Source organism: Streptomyces sp. NPDC003327, assembly GCF_053589515.1.
Window position 1 is genome coordinate 278,688 of record NZ_JBSFSA010000001.1, and the last position, 19,587, is coordinate 298,274.

A 19,587-nucleotide genomic window follows, 5' to 3' on the forward strand; every position below is an offset into this window, starting at 1 on the left:
CCTACCGTCGCAGGCCAGAAACCTCCAGGTCCATCGAAACTTCCTGACCGTTCTTTTCAGGTGAACTGAACAATGTGGCGGGTCGGACCTTCGCGGGCGGGGCCAGCTGGCCCGCGAGGGTGGCACCGAAGGCGATCGCCATGCCGAGGACCTGCACGGGACCGAGGGCCTGGCCGAGCGCCGCCCAGCCGATGACGGCCGCGGTGATCGGCGAGAGCGGTCCGAGGAGGGTGACCGAGGAGGCGCTGAGCCGCTCGATGCCGCGGAACCAGAGGAAGTACGAGACGGCGGTGTTGCCGAGGGCGAGGTAGGCGTAGCCGGCGAGGTTCTCACCGGTCAGGGCGGGCGGGGCGCCTTCGAGGAGGAGGGCGACCGGCAGGATGACCAGCCCGCCGGCGGTGAGCTGCCAGCCGGTGAGCGCGAGGGCCCCGACGCCCTCGGGGCGGCCCCAGCGCTTGGTGAGGACGACGCCCGCGGACATCGACAGGGAGGAGAGCAGTCCGGCGCCCACCCCGAGGAGGTCGAACGCCGCTCCGGCCTTGAGGACGACGAGACTCACACCGAAGGCGGCCGCGACCGCGGTGAGCAGGGACCGCACGGTCGGCCGCTCCGCCAGGAAGAGGGCGGCGAGGCCGACCACGAAGAGCGGGCCGACGGAGCCGACGACGGCGGCGACCCCTCCGGGCAGGCGGTAGGCGGCGAGGAAGAGCAGCGGGAAGAAGGCGCCGATGTTGAGGGCGCCGAGGGCCGCCGACTTCCACCACCAGGCCCCCTTCGGCAGCGTCCGGGTGAGCGCCAGGAGCAGGAGCCCGGCGGGCAGGGCGCGCAGGAGCCCGGTGAGGAGCGGCCGGTCGGGCGGCAGGAACTCGGTGGTGACGACGTAGGTGGAGCCCCAGGAGATCGGGGCGAGGGCGGTGAGTGCGACGACGGCGGCCTTGCGGGACATGACGGTCTCCCCCTTGCTGCGGAGCCGGACCGGGCGGCACGGCTTGCTTTGCGGTAATTAACTTAGCACTAAGCTACTTACTTGCAAGTGGCTTTCTTGCCATCGAGTGGCAGGGAGGGGAAGACTGCCCCCATGAACACGCCGCAGCCCGCGCCGCAGCCGCCCGCGCACGACGCCGTCGACGCCATCACCGACCAGTGGGCCGCCGTCCGCCCGGACCTGGAGACGCTCCCCATGGCGGTCTTCGGACGGATCTACCGGCTGGCCGCCGCCATGCGCGGCAAGGTGGACAAGGCGTACGCGCCCTACGGCATGGCGCTCGGGGAGTTCGACGTGCTCGCGACGCTGCGCAGGTCCGGGGAGCCGTACACGCTCTCACCGCGCGAGCTGACGGCCACGCTGATGATCACCACCGGCGGGATGACCGGCCGGCTGGACAAGCTGGAGAAGGCCGGGCTGCTCACCCGCAGCCCCGACCCGCACGACCGGCGCGGTCTGCGGGTCACCCTGACCGAGCGCGGCCGCGAGCTGGTGGACCAGGCCGTCGGCGCCGGGCTCGCGCAGCAGCGCGCGGCCCTGGAGTCGGCGCTCAGCGCCGAGGAGGCGGAACAGCTGGCCGGCCTCCTGCGCAAGCTGCTCGCGACGACCGCCTGAGGACGGGCGCGAGGACGCGCGAGGACGGCGCGCGTCCCGGCCGTACGCATGCGAGGGCGCCGCACGGTGGTTCGTACCGTGCGGCGCCCTCGGGAAGAACGAGGAGGCGGTTACGCCTTCTTCGACTTGTCGAGCACCATGACGAGGCCCGCGATCACCAGGAACAGCACCAGCGGGGCCGCCACGAACAGGCCGAGGGTCTCGATGACCTCCAGCTTGGGGGCCGGGTCGTCACCGTCGTCGCGGGTGAGCGCGAGCGCGGGGGACGACATGAGCAGCATCATCAGCGTCGTACCGGCCGCGACGGAGCCGGCGCGCAGGGCGTTCTTCTTGTCCACGGTGCAAACGTAGCGAACACCTAAACGCGTCGCGCGCCCGGGGGTGCCGTACGGGCCCCCACCCCCTCGGCGGCCAGGCGCAGCAGGGCGTGCGCGCGCGGCGAGGCGGCCAGCCGCTCCAGGGTGACCGGCTGCCCGTCGGGGCCCGCGACCGGCAGCCGCCAGTTGGGGTACTGGTCCCAGGTGCCCGGCAGGTTCTGCGGTCTGCGGTCCCCCACCGCGTCCGGCAGCCAGAGCCCGACCATGCGCGCCGGGGTGGCGCACAGGAACCGGTGGACGGCCCTGATCTCGGCCTCCTCGCCGCCCGCGCCCTCCGGCAGCAGCCCGAGCCGCTCGAACAGCCCCAGCCACTCGGCGGTCTCCGTCGCGTCCGCCACCCGCTCGCGCTCCGGGTCCCCGGCGAGCAGCCCGAGCCGCTGCCGCAGGGCGACGTGGTCGCCGGAGAGCCGGGCGGCCGTCGACGGCAGGTCGTGCGTGGTGGCGGTGGCCACGCACTCCGCGCGCCACCGCTCCGGGGCCAGCGGGCGGCCGGTGCGGGCCCAGTCCCGCTCGAACCAGAGCACGGACGTCCCGAACACCCCCCGCCGGGCCAGCTCCTCCCGCACGCCCTGCTCGACCGTGCCCAGGTCCTCGCCGACGACGAGCGAGCCCGCCCGGTGGGCCTCCAGGGCGAGCACGGCCAGCATCGCGGCCGCGTCGTAGCGGACGTACGTCCCCCGGGTCGGCTCGCTGCCCTCCGGCACCCACCAGAGCCGGAACAGGCCCATCACGTGGTCGATGCGCAGGGCGCCCGCGTGCCGGAGCAGTTCGCGCAGGAGGCCGCGGTACGGGGCGTAACCCGCGGCGGCGAGGGCGTCGGGCCGCCAGGGCGGCAGGCCCCAGACCTGGCCGCGGGAGTTGAAGGCGTCGGGCGGGGCGCCGACCGACATGCCCGGGGCGAAGTCCTGCTGCCGGGCCCACACGTCCGAGCCGTCGGGGTGCACACCCACGGCCAGGTCGTGGACGATGCCGACCGCCATCCCCGCCTCGCGCGCGGCGGTCGCGGCCTCGGCGAGCTGCCGGTCCGTCAGCCAGGCGAGCCGGCAGTGGAAGTCGACCCGGGCGGAGAGGGCGCCGTCGGCACGGACGGCCGCGGCGGCGGTCGCGGGCGAGCGCAGCTCCTCGGGCCAGGAGCGCCAGTGGGGGCCGTGCCGCTCGGCGAGGGCCTGGTAGGTGGCGTGGTCCTCCAGCGCCCGGCCGCGCTCGGCGAGGAAGTCGCAGTAGTCGGCGCGCCGTCCGGGACCGAGCTCCACTCCGGCCACCACGATCTCCAGGGCCCGCCGCTTCAGCTCCCAGACGGCGTCCCGGTCGATCAGCGCGCCCTTGCTCAGGACCTGCTCGCGCAGCTCGGCGGCGTCGGCGAGGACGCGGTCGAGCTCCTCGCGCCGCTCGGGACCCACGTGCGCGTACTCCGGGACGTCCTCGATCCGCAGGTGGACGGGGTCGGGGAAGCGGCGCGAGGACGGGCGGTACGGGGAGGGGTCGGTGGGGGCCCCGGGCACGCCCGCGTGCAGGGGGTTGACCTGCACGAAGCCCGCGCCGTGCGTACGGCCGGCCCAGGTGGCCAGCTCCCGCAGGTCGCCGAGGTCGCCCATGCCCCAGGAGCGCTGCGAGAGCAGCGAGTAGAGCTGGACGAGGAGCCCGTACGAGCGCCGCGCGGGCTGCGGCACGCGCGCGGGGGCCACGATCAGGGTGCTCGTGCCGGTCCGTCCGTCGGGGGCCGCGGCCTCGACGGTGTGGACACCGAGCGGCAGCCGCTCCCAGTCCCACCCGGTGACGACCGCGCCCTCCTCGGTGGTCACCCGCAGCCGGGTCTCCGGGGGCAGGTCCGCGGGCGGCCGGGGCGGCTCCTCGCCCGCGTGGTGGACCAGGGTGGGCGGCAGCAGGCGCTCCGCCTCGGCCCGCTCCGCCGCGCCGAGCGCGGCGGCCACCGCCTCCGGGGTGGCCGCGTCCACGCCCAGGGCGCCGAGAACGGCCACCACGGTGGCGTCCGGTACGGCGACGGTGACGCCCCGCGAGGGGCTGTACTCGGTGGCGACGCCGTGTCGGGCGGCGAGACGGGCCAGGGTCACATCACACTCCGGGGGACTCCGTGCCGCCCGCCGTGCCGGGGGCGGTGGGCTCGCTGGTGAGGGGGGCCGCCTCGGTGAGCGGCGGTTCACTGGTGAGGGGCGCGGCGTCCGCGAGCGGCGGCTCGCTGGTCAACGGCTCGCCTCCGGGCTCGCTCTGACGCGGAATCCGTATCCGCTCGATGGGGTGAACGGTCGTGGTCACGGGGTTCTCCCGGTTCGTCTCGACAGGGGGTACCGGAGCCGGGAAGGCCCCAACGCCGTAAGCCCTACCCACCGCACCACGTTTTACCGGCGGAAACCGGGGAAATGGCGTCACCTCGCCGAAGGGTTGCCGGGCAAAGGCGACACATCGGCCACGCGCATTGACACTGCCGTGCGACGGGTGGTGGGGTCGTAACCCGCTCGTGACCCGCCGGAGGGTCGCGCAGCCGGGCAGCCGACCGGGCCGAAGGGAGTTCCCCGTGCAGCTGGGGCACAGGAAGAAGCGCACCGCGACGGCGATCGCCGTGGCCGTGATCGGCGGACTCCTCGGTGGCGGCGCGACCCGGGGCACGGCGTACGCGACCGCGACCGCCACCCCGCCCGCGACAGCCACCACGACCGCGACCGCCCGGCCCGCGGGGCGCACCCCCGCCGTCTGGCCCCGGCCGCAGACGCTGACCGCCGCCGGGCCCGCCGTACGCCTCGGGGACGAGGTGACGCTGCTCGCGGACGCCGACGCCGATCCGCACGCGCTCGCCGCCCTGCGGGAGCTGCTCGCCGCCGCCGGGGTGCGGACCGTGCACCCCGCGCTTCCCGGTCGCGGCCCGGTGGTCCGCGCCGCCGGTCCGACCGGCGAGGGCGCGGCGGGCGCGGAGGAGGCGCTGCGCGCCCTGGGGGTGCGCGAGCGGCTCGACCTGCCGCGCGGTGGCTACCGGCTCGCCACCGGCCGCCACGAGGGCCGGGACACGGTCGTCCTGGACGGTGTCGGCGAGGACGGCCTGTTCCACGCCGTCCAGACCCTGCGTCAGCTCCTCGCGGGCGGCGGCGAGGTGCCGGGCGTGGTCGTCCGCGACTGGCCGGGCACCGCCGAGCGGGGCGTCACCGAGGGCTTCTACGGCACCCCCTGGAGCCAGGAGCAGCGGCTCGCGCAGCTCGACTTCCTGGGCCGGACCAAGCAGAACCGCTATCTGTACGCGCCCGGCGACGACCCCTACCGCCAGGCGCAGTGGCGCGAGCCGTACCCGGCCGACCGGGCCGCCGAGTTCCGGGCGCTCGCCGAGCGGGCCGCCGCCAACCACGTCGCGCTCGGCTGGGCCGTGGCGCCCGCCCAGTCCATGTGCCTCGCCTCGGACCGGGACGTGGCCGCCCTGACCCGGAAGCTCGACGCGATGTGGGAGCTCGGCTTCCGCTCCTTCCAGCTCCAGTTCCAGGACGCGGGGTACGGCGAGTGGCACTGCGCGAAGGACGCCGACGCCTTCGGGCGGGACGCCCGGGGCGCGGCCACCGCCCACGCGCGCGTGGCGAACACCGTCGCCCGGCACCTCGCCGAGCGCCACCCGGACGCGGCGCCGCTGACGGTGATGCCGACGGAGTACTACCAGGACGGTGCCACCGACTACCGCACGACGCTCGCCGAGGCGCTCGACGCGCGCGTGCGCGTGGCGTGGACGGGCGTCGGCGTCGTGCCGCGCACCATCACCGGCGGGGAACTGGCCGGGGCGCGCGCGGCCCTGGGCAGCCATCCGCTGGTCACCATGGACAACTACCCGGTCAACGACTACGCGCAGGACCGGCTGTTCCTCGGCCCGCAGACCGGCCGTGAGCCCGCGGTGGCGGCCGGCTCCGCCGCCTTCCTCGCCCTCGCGATGGCGCAGCCCACGGCCTCCCGGGTGCCGCTCTTCACCGCCGCCGACTACGCCTGGAACCCCCGCGGCTACCGGCCGCGGGAGTCCTGGAACGCCGCCGTCGAGGACCTGGCGGGTCCGGACCGGGCCGCCCGGGAGGCGCTGGCCGCACTCGCGGGGAACGGCGCCTCCTCGATCCTCGACCCGGGCGCCGAGTCGGCCTATCTGAAGCCGCTCCTGGCCGCCTTCTGGTCCGCCCGCACCTCGCCCGACCCTGCCGTGCGGGACCGGGCGGCGCACGAGCTGCGGGCGGCGTTCACGGTGATGCGGGAGGCGCCCGAGCGGCTCGCGGGGACCGCGGGGGGCGCCCTGGGCGACGAGACGGGTCCCTGGCTGGAGCAGCTCTCCCGGTACGGCCTGGCCGGCGAGACGGCCCTCGACATGCTCCGCGCGCAGGCGCGCGGGGACGGCGCCGCGGCCTGGCAGGCACGGCTGCGGCTCGACGCGCTCCTGAAGGCGCTGAAGGCGAGCCGGGTGACGGTCGGCAAGGGCGTCCTCGGGCCCTTCCTCACGCGCGCGGTGGCCGCGTCGGACGCGTGGACCGGTGCGGCGAGGACCCCGGCGCGGTCGGTCGACCGCGCCCCCGGCTCGTACACCGTGCGCCTCGACCGGGCCCGGTCGGTGGAGGCCCTGACGGTGCTGGCTGAGCCGGGCGCGGTCGACGGGGACGCGCGCGTGGAGGCGTTCGTGCCCGGCGAGGGCTGGCGTTCGCTGGGCCCGCTGGCGGCGAGCGGCTGGACGCACGCGGAGCTCAAGGGGCTGCGCGCGGAGGTCCTGCGGGTGGTGTGGAGCGAGAGCGGCACGGCCCCGGGCGTACGGGCGCTCGTGCCGTGGTTCGCGGACGGGCCGCGCGCGGGGCTGTCCCTGGCGCGGTCCGAGACGGACGTGGAGATCGGCGGCCCGGCGCAGCGCGTGCGGGTGGAGCTGTCGGGCCTGCGCGCGGACGAGGTGCGCGGGACGGTCACGGCGAAGGCGCCGAAGGGCGTCACCGTACGGCTGCCGAAGGAGAGCGCGGTGGAGCGGGGCGCGCGCACGACCGTGCCCCTCGACGTCTCGGTGGCGGCGGACGTGCCGGCCGGCTCCTACCGGGTGCCGGTGGCGTTCGCGGGCGAGGAGCGGGTCCTGACGGTGCGGGCCTTCCCGCGCACGGCGGGCCCGGACCTGGCGCGGACGGCGACGGCCTCCTCCTCCGGCGACGAGACCCCGGACTTCCCCGCGGCGCACGCGGTGGACGGCGACCCGGCGACCCGCTGGTCCTCCCCCGCGGAGGACGGCGCCTGGTGGCAGCTGGAGCTGCCCGAGCCGGCCCGTATGGGGCAGGTGGTGCTGCACTGGCAGGACGCGTACGCCTCGCGCTACCGGGTGCAGGTCTCGGCGGACGGCCGCAGCTGGCGGACGGCGGCCACGGTCACCGACGGGCGCGGGGGCCGGGAGTCGGTGCGGATGGACGCGGCGGACACGCGGTTCCTGCGGATACAGGGCGACGCCCGGGCGACCGAGTACGGCTACTCGCTCTGGTCGGTGGAGACGTACGCCGTCGCGCCGACGCCCCCGCCCGCGAAGCCGTCGACGGACGACACCGCCGCCACCCCCGCCACGCCCGCCTCGCCGTCGACGCCCCCCGCTCCGCCGGCGTCCGCGCCGCACGGGCCCGCGGCCGGAGCCGGCGCAGACGAGGAGCGGGACGCCCCCTGAGGGGCGCCCCCGTCCCGTACGCGAAAGGCCCGGGTCAACCCGCCGTCAACGCCCCCGCGGGGGTGTCGGCGACGGAGTCGATCCGGGCCATGACGTCCTCGGCGCCGTACGGCGTGAGGTACGGCAACCAGCGTGGGTCCCGGTGTCCGGTCCCGATGATCCGCCAGGCCAGGCCGGTCGGCGGGGCCGGTTGGTGGCGCAGCCGCCAGCCCAGCTCCCGCAGGTGCCGGTCGGCCTTGACGTGGTTGCAGCGGCGGCAGGCAGCCACCACGTTCTCCCACGCGTGCGTGCCTCCCCTGCTGCGCGGGACGACGTGGTCGACGCTGGTCGCGACGGCCCCGCAGTAGGCGCAGCGCCCGCCGTCGCGCGCGAAGAGCGCCCGGCGGGTCAAGGGAACGGGCCCCCGGTAGGGGACCCGCACGAAGCGCTTCAGCCGCACCACGCTGGGCGCGGGGACGACTTGGGTCTCGCTGTGCAGGAAGGCGCCGGACTCCTCGAGGCAGAGGGCCTTGTTCTCCAGGACGAGGACGAGTGCGCGGCGGAGCGGTACGACGCCGAGCGGCTCGTACGACGCGTTGAGGACCAGGACATGCGGCACGGATGCCTCCTATGACGCCGGCGGCGCGTGGCTCGCGCCGGGACGAACTGCTCTCAGTCTCCCCTCATGCCTGGTCGGAACGCCACCACGTCCCCGAAACGGAGGGGTGGGCCGGGGGTGTTCTCGACCACATCGGCATGTCTCCCCTCTTACGTGCCCGGGTGAGGTCCGTCTCTCCCTCGAACACGGCAACGGGAGCACGTCCGGCGCCCCGTTAGTGTGGATGGCCTTGAACGCGAAGCCTGGAGGTTGTCCCGTGTCCTGGTCCGCCCTGGCGGCTGCCACCGAACCCGAGCCCCTGCCGGTGACCCTGGACGAGGCTGCCGAGAGGGCCACGAACGCGGCCGGCTGGGTGGAGGAGAACTGGTCCACCTGGCTCAACACGGGTCTGCGCATCCTGCTGATCCTGGTCGTCGCGGTCCTGCTGCGGATGGCCGTCCGCCGCGCCCTGACGAAGCTGATCGAGCGGATGAACCGCTCCGCGCAGGCGGTGGAGGGGACGGCGCTCGGCGGTCTCCTCGTCAACGCCGAGCGGCGGCGGCAGCGCTCGGAGGCGATCGGCTCGGTGCTCCGCTCGGTGGCCTCGTTCCTCATCCTGGGCACCGCCGGTCTGATGGTCCTGGGCGCCTTCCAGATCGATCTGGCGCCGCTGCTCGCCTCGGCGGGTGTGGCCGGTGTGGCGATCGGCTTCGGCGCCCGGAACCTGGTGACGGACTTCCTGTCCGGCGTGTTCATGATCCTGGAGGACCAGTACGGGGTCGGGGACAGCGTCGACGCGGGCGTGGCCTCCGGCGAGGTCGTCGAGGTGGGGCTGCGCGTGACGAAGCTGCGCGGCGTGGACGGCGAGATCTGGTACGTCCGCAACGGCGAGATCAAGCGGATAGGGAATCTCAGCCAGGGCTGGGCCACGGCCGGTGTCGACGTGACCGTCCGGCCGACGGAGGACCTGGACGCGGTGCGGGCGGTGATCACCGAGGTGGGCGACGCCATGGCCAAGGAGGAGCCGTGGAACGAGCGGCTGTGGGGTCCGGTGGAGATCCTCGGCCTCACCGAGGTGCTGCTCGACTCGATGACGGTCCGGGTCTCGGCGAAGACGATGCCGGGCAAGGCGCTGGGCGTGGAGCGCGAGCTGCGCTGGCGGATCAAGCGGGGCCTGGACCAGGCCGGCATCCGGATCGTGGGCGGGCTGCCGGCGGCGGAGGAGTCGGCCGCCGATCCGACGGCCGGCATGGCGGCGCCGTCGGCCTTCGCCTCGACGACCTCGCCCCAGTCGGCGGCGGCGACCCCGCTGCCGCGGACGGACCTCGCCAAGTGACGACGGACCTCGCCACGTGAGGACGCGCCCCAGGCGCCGCCCCCGGTAGCGCACGGGCCCTCCGCTCCCGGCACCTCGCTCCGGGCCGCGCACCACCACGCCCCCGCGGGTAACGCTTCGGTTGCCTTCGGGGGCGTCCCGCGTTCCCGGGTATTGACGCTCGGACGACGGCGGCCCTACCGTCCTCCCTCAGATAGGAAACTTTCCTAACAGTGTGTTCCACCGTACGAGGGCAGGTGCACTCCACATGGCCGGTACGACCCCGGGAACCCCCGGCGCTCCCGGCCCGCCGGGCACTCCGCGCGTGCTGCGGGCCATGAACGACCGGGCCGCCCTCGACCTGCTCCTCGCCCACGGGCCCCTGTCCCGCACCCGGATCGGCAAGCTCACCGGCCTGTCCAAGCCGACCGCCTCCCAGCTCCTCGCCCGCCTCGAAGCAGCCGGGCTCGTCGTCGCCACCGGCACCACCGCGGGCCGCCCGGGGCCCAACGCCCAGCTGTACGCGGTCAACGCGGGCGCCGCGTACGCCGCCGGGCTCGACGTCGACCAGCACCGCGTCCGCGCCGCCGTCGCCGACGTCACCGGCCGGGTCGTCGGCGAGTTCGAGCTGCGCACCCCGGGCCGTACCGCCGCCGGGGTCGTCGGCCAGGTCACCGACGCCCTCGACGGGGCCGTCAAGGCGGCCGGGCTCACCCGCGAGCGGGTCCGGCGCCTGGTCATCGGCACGCCCGGCGCCTTCGACCCGGCCACCGGGCGGCTGCGGTACGCCTCCCACCTGCCGGGCTGGCACTCCCCCACGCTCCTGGAGGAGCTGGCCGCCGCGCTGCCGATGCCGTTCGAGTACGAGAACGACGTCAACCTCGTCGCCGTCGCCGAGCAGCGCCTCGGCGCCGCCCGCGGCCACGCCGACTTCGCGCTCCTCTGGAACGAGGCGGGCATGGGCGCCGCCCTCGTCCTCGGCGGGCGGCTGCACCGCGGCTTCACCGGCGGCGCCGGAGAGGTCGGCTTCCTGCCGGTGCCGGGCACCCCGCTCGTCCGCCAGGTCGCCAAGGCCAACTCCGGCGGCTACCAGGAACTCGCCGGCGTGCAGGCGGTCCCCCGGCTCGCCCGCGCGCTCGGCATCGACACCCCCGAGCAGCCGTACGTGCCGGTCGCGAGCGGTCTGCTCGCCACCGCGGCGGAGACCCACGAGGACGACCCGCGGTACGCGGAGCTGCTCGACCGCTACGCGGAGCGGGTCGCGACCGGTCTCGCCTCGCTCACCGCCGTGCTCGACCCCGAGCTGATCGTGCTGTCGGGCGACGTCCTCGTCTCCGGCGGCGAACCCCTCAGGGCCCGCGTCCAGTCGGAGCTGGCCGACCTCGCGGCCTCCCGGCCCAGGCTCGTCCTGGCCGAGGTCCGCCACGGCCCCGTGCTGCGCGGGGCGCTGGAGAGCGCCCTCGCCACCACCCGCGACGAGGTCTTCGACACCTCGCGCTGACCCGCCCCGACGATGCCCGAAGCCCGTCCGCCCTCCCCGTCCCCCAAACCCACCCGTCCCCACCTCCGTACGTCCCAGCCGTCCCAGGGAGACTCCGCCATGTCCGTACGCCCCCGCAGAGCGGCCGCCGCGCTGGCCGCCACCGCCTCGCTCGCCCTCCTCGGCTCCGCCTGTACCGGTTCCGGGAGCAACGGGGCGACCGACGACCCCAAGGCCGAGACCACCATCACCTTCTGGCACGGCTGGTCGGCGCCCTCCGAGGTCAAGGCGATCGAGGACAACGTCCGGCGGTTCGAGCAGGCCCACCCGAACATCAAGGTGAAGGTCGTCGGCAACATCAACGACGACAAGCTCGGCCAGGCGCTGCGCGCGGGCGGCTCGAACGGCCCGGACGTCGTCTCCTCGTTCACCACGGCCAACGTCGGCAAGTTCTGCCACTCGGGCGCGCTCGCGGACCTGAAGCCCTTCATCGAGAAGGACAAGCTGGACCTGGACGCGATCTTCCCGAAGGTCCTCCAGGAGTACACCCAGTTCGAGGGCAGGCGCTGCACCCTGCCGCTGCTCTCCGACGCGTACGGCCTCTACTACAACAAGGACGCCTTCGAGAAGGCGGGCATCAAGGAGCCCCCGAAGACCTGGTCGCAGTTCACCCAGGTCGCCAAGAAGCTGACGAAGACCAAGGGCGACTCGTACGAGCAGCTCGGCTTCATGCCCAACTACCTCGGCTACGAGACGAGCGTCTCGCACTACATGTCGCAGTGGGACCACGCGTACTTCGACGCGAACGGCGCGTCGAGCGTGGCCAAGGACCCGGCGTTCGCCGAGATGATGACGTACCAGAAGTCGCTGGTGGACGCCCTCGGCGGCTTCCGGAAGCTCGACACGTACCGCACCACCTTCGGTGACGAGTGGGGCGCCAAGCACCCCTTCCACACCGGCCAGGTCGCGATGCAGCTGGACGGCGAGTGGCGGCTGAACTTCCTGAAGGAGGCCAAGGTCGGCTTCGAGGTGGGCGTCGCGCCGCTGCCCGTCGCCGACGACGAGGTGGACGAGTACGGCAAGGGCTACCTCTCCGGCACGATCATGGGCATCGCCCCGCAGAGCCGGAAGCAGAACGCGGCCTGGGAGCTGGTCAAGTACATGACCACCGACACCGAGGCGGTGGTGAACTTCGCCAACGGAATCGGCAACGTCCCCTCCACCCTGGAGGCCCTGAAGTCCCCGGACCTCAAGCTCGACGACCGCTTCAAGGTCTTCCTGGACATCGCCCGGCACGCCGAGTCCACCACCTCGGACGGCGCGGTCAACGGCTCCGCCTACCAGGACACCCTCCAGAAGTTCGCCCAGCAGTACGAGAAGGGCCAGGTCACCGATCTGAAGAAGGGCCTCGCGGAGACCGCGGCCCAGATCGACCGCGACATCGCCGCGGCGAAGTGACGGCCGGTCCCCACCCATGAGCACGGACACCCTGCCCGCGAAGGTGGCGGCCGCCCCGGCCGCCCCTTCGCCCGGAGGCCGGAACACGCTGCGGGCCAAGCGCCGGCGGAACGCGCTGCGCACCCTGGCGTTCATGTCGCCCTGGCTGATCGGATTCGGCGTCTTCTTCGCCTATCCGCTCGTCTCCACGCTGTACTTCTCCTTCATGCGGTACGACGGCCTGAACCCGCCGACCTGGCGGGGCACGGACAACTGGACGTACGTCTTCGGGGACTTCCCCCAGTTCTGGCCCGCGCTCCGGAACACGCTCTGGCTCTGTGTCGTCATGGTCTCCTGCCGGGTGGTCTTCGGCCTCGGCATCGGCCTGCTGATCACCCGGATCAAGACGGCCGCCGGAGTCTTCCGCACCCTCTTCTACCTGCCGTACCTCGCCCCGCCGGTGGCCGCGACGCTCGCCTTCGTCTTCCTGCTCAACCCCGGCACCGGCCCGGTCAACGCGCTCCTGGAGGCGGTCGGCCTGCCCGCCCCCTCCTGGTTCAACGACGCCGACTGGTCCAAGCCGGCCCTGACGGTCCTCGCCGTGTGGGGCGTCGGCGACCTCATGGTCATCTTCATGGCCGCGCTCCTCGACGTACCGAAGGAGCAGTACGAGGCCGCCGCACTGGACGGTGCGAACGCGTGGCAGCGGTTCCGGCACATCACGCTGCCGAACATCGCGCCGATCGTCCTCTTCGCCGTCGTCACCGGGATCATCGCCGCGATGCAGTACTACACGCAGCCGATCGTGGCCTCCAAGGTCGCCTCGGGCGTGATGGGCGGCTCCGGCGTCACCTTCGTCCCCGGCTACCCGGACGACTCCACGCTCACCCTGCCGCAGCTCGTGTACAACCTCGGCTTCAGCCAGTTCAACTACGGCGCCGCGTGTGTGGTGGCGCTCGTGCTCTTCGCCTTCTCCATGGCCTTCACCGCGCTCCTGATGCGGCGGCGCGGCGGCCTGATCGGCTCGGGTGACTGACCATGACGACCGCAACCGCTCCCGCCGCCCGTCCCGTGGCGAGCGCCGCCGCGCGGCGCGCCCGCCGCACGGCGCTGCTGCACTGGATCGCCGTGCACGCGCTCGGCGTCGCCGCCGCCCTGTTCTTCGTGCTCCCGTTCGTCTTCGTGTTCCTCACCTCCCTGATGAGCGACGAGCAGGCGCTCACCCGGGACCTGACGCCGAACTCCTGGCACTGGGACAACTACCTCCGGGTGTTCCGCACGGAGGGCTTCCTCACCTGGTGGGGCAACTCCCTGCTGTACGCGGGGCTCGGCACCGCACTCGTGGTGGTGTCGTCCGTCCCCGTGGCGTACGCGCTCGCCAAGTTCCGCTTCCGCGGACGGCATCTGTCGCTGCTGCTGGTGATCTCGATGATGATGCTGCCGCCGCAGGTCGTGATCATCCCGATGTACCTGTTCTGGGCCAAGCAGATGGACCTGTCGGGCACGCTGTGGCCGCTGATCCTTCCGATGGCGTTCGGTGACGCCTTCGCGGTGTTCCTGCTGCGCCAGTTCCTGCTGACCATCCCGGACGAGTACGTCGAGGCCGCGCGGATCGACGGCTGCGGCGAGTTCCGCACCCTGACGCGCGTCGTGCTGCCGATGGCGAAGCCCGGCATCGCCGCCGTGGCCCTCTTCCAGTTCTTCTACTGCTGGAACGACTACTTCGGGCCGCAGATCTACGCCTCCGAGAACCCGGGCGCCTGGACGCTGAGTTACGGCCTGGAGTCCTTCAAGGGGGCGCACCACACCGACTGGAACCTGACCATGGCCGCGACCGTGCTGGTCATGGCCCCGGTGATCCTCGTGTTCTTCTTCGCGCAGAAGGCGTTCGTCGAGGGAGTCACCCTGACCGGAGTGAAGGGCTGAAACGCGAAATGAAGCTCGCTGTCGTGGGGGGCGGATCCACCTACACCCCCGAACTGATCGACGGATTCGCGCGGTTGCGCGAAACCCTGCCCCTCACCGAACTCGTCCTCGTCGACCCGGCCGCCGAGCGGCTCGAACTCGTCGGCGGGCTCGCCCGGCGGATCTTCGCCAGGCAGGCCCACGAGGGGAAGATCACCACCACCACCGACCTCGACGCCGGGGTCGAGGGCGCCGACGCCGTCCTGCTGCAGCTGCGCGTGGGCGGTCAGGCCGCCCGCGAGCAGGACGAGACGTGGCCGCTGGAGTGCGGCTGCGTCGGCCAGGAGACCACCGGAGCGGGCGGTCTCGCGAAGGCGCTGCGCACGGTCCCGGTCGTCCTGGACATCGCCGACCGGGTCCGGCGCGCCAACCCGGACGCCTGGATCATCGACTTCACCAACCCCGTCGGGATCGTGACGCGGGCGCTGCTGCGGGCCGGGCACAAGGCGGTCGGCCTGTGCAACGTGGCCATCGGCTTCCAGCGGAAGTTCGCCGCTCTGCTGGACGTGGCCCCCACCGAGATCCACCTGGACCACGTCGGCCTCAACCACCTCACCTGGGAGACGGGCGTACGGCTCGGGGGGCCGGAGGGCGAGGACGTGCTGCCGCGCCTGCTCGCCGAGCACGGCGACGCCATCGCCGCGGACCTGCGGCTGCCGCGCCCGGTGATGGACCGCTTCGGTGTCGTCCCCTCGTACTACCTGCGGTACTTCTACGCGCACGACGAGGTGGTGCGCGAGCTGCGCACGAAGCCCTCGCGGGCCGCGGAGGTCGCGGCGATGGAGAAGCGGCTCCTGGAGATGTACGGGGACCCGGCGCTCGACGAGAAGCCGGCGCTGCTCGGCAAGCGCGGCGGCGCCTTCTACTCGGAGGCCGCCGTGGACCTGGCCGCCTCGCTGCTGGGGGGCGCGGGCTCGCCGTACCAGGTGGTGAACACGTACAACAACGGCACGCTGCCGTTCCTGCCGGACGACGCAGTCATCGAGACGCAGGCGGCGGTCGGGACCGGTGGCGCGACGCCGCTGCCGGTGGCGCCGGTCGACCCGCTGTACGCGGGGCTGATCGCGCACGTGACGGCGTACGAGGACCTGGCCCTGGACGCGGCGCTGCGCGGCGGCCGGGAGCGGGTGTTCAAGGCGCTGCTCGCACACCCGCTCATCGGGCAGTACGAGTACGCCGAGGGGCTCACGGACCGGCTGATCGCGCACAACCGGGAGCACCTCGCGTGGGCGTGAACCTGGAAGGGGGGCCGGGGGTGCTCCTCGCGGTCGACGCGGGGAACAGCAAGACCGACGCCGTGGTGCTGTCGGTGCGGGGCGAGGTCCTCGGCACGGCGCGCGGCGGCGGGTTCCAGCCGCCGGTGGTGGGGGTGGAGCGGGCCGTCGACGGGCTCGCGGAGATCGTCGGGCGCGCGTGGGAGGCGGCGGGCGGCTCCGGCCGGCCGCCGCGCTTCGCGCACGTCACGGCCTGTCTCGCCAACGCCGATCTGCCGGTGGAGGAGGAGGAGTTGCGGGCCGCGCTCCTCGCGCGGGACTGGAGCGGCTCCGTACGGGTGCACAACGACACGTTCGCCATCCTGCGGGCCGGGCTCGACGAGCCGCGGGGGGTGGCCGTGGTCTGCGGAGCGGGGATCAACTGCGTCGGGATGACCCCGGACGGCCGCACCGCCCGCTTCCCCGCGATCGGGAAGCTCTCCGGCGACTGGGGCGGCGGCAGCGGGCTGGCCGAGGAGGCCCTGTGGTTCGCGGCGCGGGCCGAGGACGGCCGGGGCGAGCCGACGGAGCTGGCGCGGGCGCTGCCCGCCCACTTCGGCCTGGAGACGATGTACGCGCTGATCGAGGCGCTGCACCTGGGCCGCATCCCGTCGGCGCGGCGGCACGAGCTGACCCCGCTGCTGTTCGCGGTCTCCGACGGGGGCGACCCGGTGGCCGGGGCGCTGGTGGACCGGCTGGCCGAGGAGGTCGTCGCCCTGTCGGCGGTGGCGCTCGGGCGGCTCGGGCTGCTCGACGAGGAGGCTCCGGTGATGCTCGGCGGCAGTGTGCTGGCCGCCCGGCACGCCCGCCTCGAGACCCGGATCCTGGAACTCCTGGCCGTCCGCGCGCCGAAGGCGGTGGTCGGGTTCGTGACGGCGCCGCCGGTGCTGGGGGCCGCGCTGCTCGCCCTCGACGAGGCGGCGGCGACGGACCGCGAAGCGACGGGCCCGGAGGCGGCGGGCCCGGAGGCGGCGGATCCGGAGGCGGCCGCGCGGGTGCGGGGGCATTACGGGGGGTGAGGGCCGGGGGGCCGGGTGCCGGGGTCGTGGGGGCTCCGGGGGCCGGGTACCGGGGCCGTGAGGGCTCCGGAGAGCGTGGGGCGTTCCGTCGTCGTGGCGGGGCGCCCCTCGGCGCGTCGGGCGGGGGTGCGCGGGGCCGTTCACCCGTTTGTTCAGGCGATGGTTCACCCGTTCGAGGGGTGTCCGAAAGGGAACCGATCATGGTCGGGCGGCGTATTCAGAGTGAGGGGGTTCGCCCGCGGATGTGCGGGCGGCATAAGGCACGATAGGAACAAGATCGCGTCAACCCTGGTGTGCGGAGGGGCCCCTGAGGTCATACTGCTCGCCGGGCAGATGTCGACGACCGAGGGGGAGGTCACGTGACACACCCGCCGAACGCGCCTGCGGCGTCGGCGGCGCAGGGCGCGCGAACCGCGCCCGCGCGCCCCGTCGGCGTACCCGCCCAACCGTCCGCCGTGCCCCTCGCGGGGGCTCCCGTTCCGCTGCCGGGCGGCGCGCCGCCCGCCGGCCGGGGCGCCTGGGCCGTGGGGCGGGAGCGGCTGCGGGAGGCCGTCACGACCACCCCGGGGCGGCTGCAGCTCCTCGGGGCCGTCCTTGCGCTGCTCGTCGTGGCGTTCGGGGCGGCGACCTGGTTCGAGGTCTCGGACCGGACCTCCGCCGCGAAGGACGTCGTCGACCGCAGCCAGCCGCTGAGCGCCGACGCCGCGGCGATCTACCGCTCCCTCGCCGACGCCGACTCGACGGCCGCCGCCGGGATCCTCGCCGGCACCCTGGAGCCGGCCGCGTCCCGCGAGCGGTACGCGTCGGACATCGCCACCGCGTCCCGGCTGCTCGTCAAGGCCGCGGCGAACACGGACGGTTCGACCGAGGCGGGCCGCGAGATCGGCACCCTCAACCAGGGGCTCCCCCGCTACACGGGCCTGATCGAGCGGGCCCGCGCCGCCAACCGCCAGGGCCTGCCGCTCGGCGGCGCCTATCTGCGGTACGCCAACCAGCAGATGACGCGCGTGCTGCTGCCGGCCGCCGAGCGGCTGTACGCGGCGGAGACCGAGCGGCTCCACCGCGACGACGAGGCGGCGCGCGCCCTGCCGCTGACCGCGCTCGCGGTCGGCCTGCTCGCCCTCCTGGTGCTCGTCGCGGCCCAGTACCGCGCCTACGTCCGGACGAACCGCCTCCTCAACCCCGGGCTGCTCGCGGCCACCGCCGCCTCGCTCGCCGTGCTGCTCTGGCTGCTCGCCGCCCACACGATCGCCCGCTCCGAGCTGACCACCGCACGGACCCAGGGGCAGGAGTCCCTCCAGCACCTCACGACCGCCCGGATCAGCTCGCTCAAGGCGCGGGCCAACGAGAACCTCACCCAGGTCGCCCGGGGCGCGGTGCTCACGGAGGACGGCAAGAACGACAAGTACGAGGCCGACTACGCCACCAGCATGGCCGACCTCACGACGGCCCTCGCGCAGGCGCGGGAGCTGGCGGACGACGACGCCGGGCGCGACCCGCTGGGCGAGGCCGCCGAGCGCGCCGCCCAGTGGAGACAGCGCCACGACGGCGCGCGGGCGCTGGGCGAGGGCGGCGACTTCCAGGGCGCGCTGAACCTGATCATCGGCCCGAAGGGGACGACGGGCGAGTCCTTCGACCAGGTCGACGAAGCCCTGGAGCGGGCCCTCGCGCACGAGCAGGCCGAGTTCACCCGGGCCGCCGACGGCGCCGTGGGCACGCTGGCGGCGCTGCCGTTCGGCGCGGCGGTGCTCGCGGTCCTGGGGGCGGCGGCCGCCCTGCTCGGCATCAACCGCAGGCTTTCGGAGTACCGGTGAGAGGGGGCGGGATGCCGAACGGCACGGACCCGCTGGTGCGGCGGACGGCACCGCGCACCCCGTCGTGGGCGGCGCGGGCGGTGCGGCGGCCCGCCGCGCGACTGCGCGGCTGGGGCGGGGTGGGCGCCATGGCCGTGGCCTGCGGCCTGACCGCCGCCCTGACCCTGGTGCCGCTGGCGCAGGACGGTCCCGGCGTGGCGGCCGAGCCGGCCGCCACCGGGCCGGGGCCCGGCGTGGGGACGGGCGTCCAGGTCAGGGCCGACAGCTGCGAGGCCCCCGAGGCCTCGCTGCGGCCCTCGGCCGCCGACGGCCCGTCGATCGCGGCGATCAAGGCGCGCGGGAAGCTGATCGTCGGCGTCGACCAGTCCAGCTACCTCTGGGGCTTCCGCAACCCCGCCACGCAGGCCGTCGAGGGCTTCGACATCGACCTCGCCAGGGCCATCGCCAAGGACCTCCTCGGCGACCCGGACGCGGTGATCTTCCGGGCGATCCCCACCAACCAGCGGATCGCCGCGCTCGACAGCGGCCGGGTCGACCTCGTCGTGCGGACGATGACGATCAACTGCAAGCGGATCAAGCAGGTCGCCTTCTCCACCGCCTACTTCGAGACCGGTCAGCAGGTCCTGGCGCCGAAGCTCGACCGGAGCATCACCGGGCACGACGCGTCCCTGCGCGGCAAGCGGGTCTGCACCGCCGAGAGCTCCACGGCGTACGAGGCACTGGAGGAGAACTCCTTCGGCGCCGTCTTCAAGGACGAGGCGGACGGCACCAAGGACGACGCGGACCTGCTGACCGTGCCGAACCAGCTCGACTGCCTGGCCCGGCTGCAGCTCGGCGAGGTCGACGCCGTGGTCACCGACAGCGCCCTCGCCGCCGGCCAGGCCGCGCAGGACCCGGCGGTGGAGCTGAAGGGCACGCGCTTCACCAAGGAGTACTACGGCGTGGCCGCCAAGCTGGGCAACGACGACCTGGTCCGCCGGGTCAACCACGTCCTGGAGGGCTACCGGAAGGGCCCCTGGCAGGACGCGTACGAGAAGTGGCTGTCCGACGTCCTGCCCGGGATGAACACGCCGCCCGCCCCCAGGTACAAGTAACCC

The 19,587-nt window shown here is 74.2% G+C and carries 16 protein-coding genes; 11 read left to right on the forward strand and 5 right to left on the reverse strand.

The window, feature by feature from the left end; translation table 11 throughout:
* Position 1 precedes the first annotated feature (1 nt).
* Complete coding sequence (locus ACWDVG_RS01285) at positions 2–946, reverse strand: EamA family transporter (protein ID WP_451694961.1); 945 nt, start codon at positions 944–946, stop codon at positions 2–4.
* 132 nt (positions 947–1,078) lie between these two features.
* Between ACWDVG_RS01285 and ACWDVG_RS01290 the strand changes: the two genes are divergently transcribed.
* Positions 1,079–1,600 carry a MarR family winged helix-turn-helix transcriptional regulator gene (locus ACWDVG_RS01290; RefSeq protein WP_451694963.1) on the forward strand — a complete coding sequence of 174 codons (522 nt, stop codon included), beginning with the start codon at positions 1,079–1,081 and terminating at the stop codon, positions 1,598–1,600.
* Between the two features lie 110 nt (positions 1,601–1,710).
* On the opposite strand, the gene ACWDVG_RS01295 is transcribed toward ACWDVG_RS01290, so the two are convergent.
* The 3 genes from ACWDVG_RS01295 to ACWDVG_RS01305 are packed head-to-tail and all read right to left on the reverse strand — an operon-like array spanning position 1,711 to position 4,251.
* Positions 1,711–1,938: a hypothetical protein gene (locus ACWDVG_RS01295; RefSeq protein ID WP_451694964.1), complete on the reverse strand. Its 228-nt coding sequence runs from the start codon at positions 1,936–1,938 to the stop codon at positions 1,711–1,713.
* Positions 1,939–1,958: 20 nt separating this feature from the next.
* Entirely contained in the window at positions 1,959–4,049 is a 2,091-nt protein-coding gene (gene malQ, locus ACWDVG_RS01300) for a 4-alpha-glucanotransferase (protein WP_451694966.1), read from the reverse strand.
* Between the two features lies 1 nt (position 4,050).
* Positions 4,051–4,251 carry a hypothetical protein gene (locus ACWDVG_RS01305; RefSeq protein ID WP_451695113.1) on the reverse strand — a complete coding sequence of 67 codons (201 nt, stop codon included), beginning with the start codon at positions 4,249–4,251 and terminating at the stop codon, positions 4,051–4,053.
* Positions 4,252–4,510: 259 nt separating this feature from the next.
* On the opposite strand from ACWDVG_RS01305, the gene ACWDVG_RS01310 reads away from it, so the two are divergent.
* On the forward strand, positions 4,511–7,630 hold the full coding sequence (locus ACWDVG_RS01310) for a beta-N-acetylglucosaminidase domain-containing protein (protein ID WP_451694968.1): 3,120 nt from the start codon (positions 4,511–4,513) through the stop codon (positions 7,628–7,630).
* A gap of 34 nt (positions 7,631–7,664) precedes the next feature.
* Here the strand turns inward: ACWDVG_RS01310 and ACWDVG_RS01315 are convergent, their stop codons facing one another.
* Positions 7,665–8,228 (reverse strand): HNH endonuclease, encoded by a 564-nt coding sequence (locus ACWDVG_RS01315; RefSeq protein ID WP_451694970.1) that lies wholly within the window; start codon positions 8,226–8,228, stop codon positions 7,665–7,667.
* Positions 8,229–8,484: 256 nt separating this feature from the next.
* Here ACWDVG_RS01315 and ACWDVG_RS01320 point away from each other — a divergent pair, with 256 nt between their 5' ends.
* From ACWDVG_RS01320 to ACWDVG_RS01360, 9 genes are all read left to right on the forward strand, one after another.
* Positions 8,485–9,543: a mechanosensitive ion channel family protein gene (locus ACWDVG_RS01320; protein ID WP_451694972.1), complete on the forward strand. Its 1,059-nt coding sequence runs from the start codon at positions 8,485–8,487 to the stop codon at positions 9,541–9,543.
* Positions 9,544–9,790: 247 nt separating this feature from the next.
* On the forward strand, positions 9,791–11,023 hold the full coding sequence (locus ACWDVG_RS01325) for an ROK family transcriptional regulator (protein WP_451694974.1): 1,233 nt from the start codon (positions 9,791–9,793) through the stop codon (positions 11,021–11,023).
* Positions 11,024–11,122: 99 nt separating this feature from the next.
* On the forward strand, positions 11,123–12,460 hold the full coding sequence (locus tag ACWDVG_RS01330) for an ABC transporter substrate-binding protein (RefSeq protein ID WP_451694976.1): 1,338 nt from the start codon (positions 11,123–11,125) through the stop codon (positions 12,458–12,460).
* Positions 12,461–12,476: 16 nt separating this feature from the next.
* Positions 12,477–13,475 carry a carbohydrate ABC transporter permease gene (locus ACWDVG_RS01335; RefSeq protein ID WP_451694978.1) on the forward strand — a complete coding sequence of 333 codons (999 nt, stop codon included), beginning with the start codon at positions 12,477–12,479 and terminating at the stop codon, positions 13,473–13,475.
* 2 nt (positions 13,476–13,477) lie between these two features.
* On the forward strand, positions 13,478–14,365 hold the full coding sequence (locus ACWDVG_RS01340; RefSeq protein ID WP_451694980.1) for a carbohydrate ABC transporter permease: 888 nt from the start codon (positions 13,478–13,480) through the stop codon (positions 14,363–14,365).
* Positions 14,366–14,373: 8 nt separating this feature from the next.
* On the forward strand, positions 14,374–15,639 hold the full coding sequence (locus ACWDVG_RS01345; protein WP_451694982.1) for a 6-phospho-beta-glucosidase: 1,266 nt from the start codon (positions 14,374–14,376) through the stop codon (positions 15,637–15,639).
* Positions 15,630–16,676: an N-acetylglucosamine kinase gene (locus ACWDVG_RS01350; protein ID WP_451694984.1), complete on the forward strand. Its 1,047-nt coding sequence runs from the start codon at positions 15,630–15,632 to the stop codon at positions 16,674–16,676. The genes ACWDVG_RS01345 and ACWDVG_RS01350 overlap by 10 nt, the downstream gene beginning before the upstream one ends.
* Before the next feature lie 359 nt (positions 16,677–17,035).
* Positions 17,036–18,490, forward strand: coding sequence for a hypothetical protein (locus ACWDVG_RS01355; RefSeq protein ID WP_451694986.1), 1,455 nt, complete (start codon positions 17,036–17,038; stop codon positions 18,488–18,490).
* Between the two features lie 11 nt (positions 18,491–18,501).
* Entirely contained in the window at positions 18,502–19,584 is a 1,083-nt protein-coding gene (locus ACWDVG_RS01360; RefSeq protein ID WP_451694988.1) for a glutamate ABC transporter substrate-binding protein, read from the forward strand.
* The last annotated feature ends 3 nt before the right edge of the window (positions 19,585–19,587 follow it).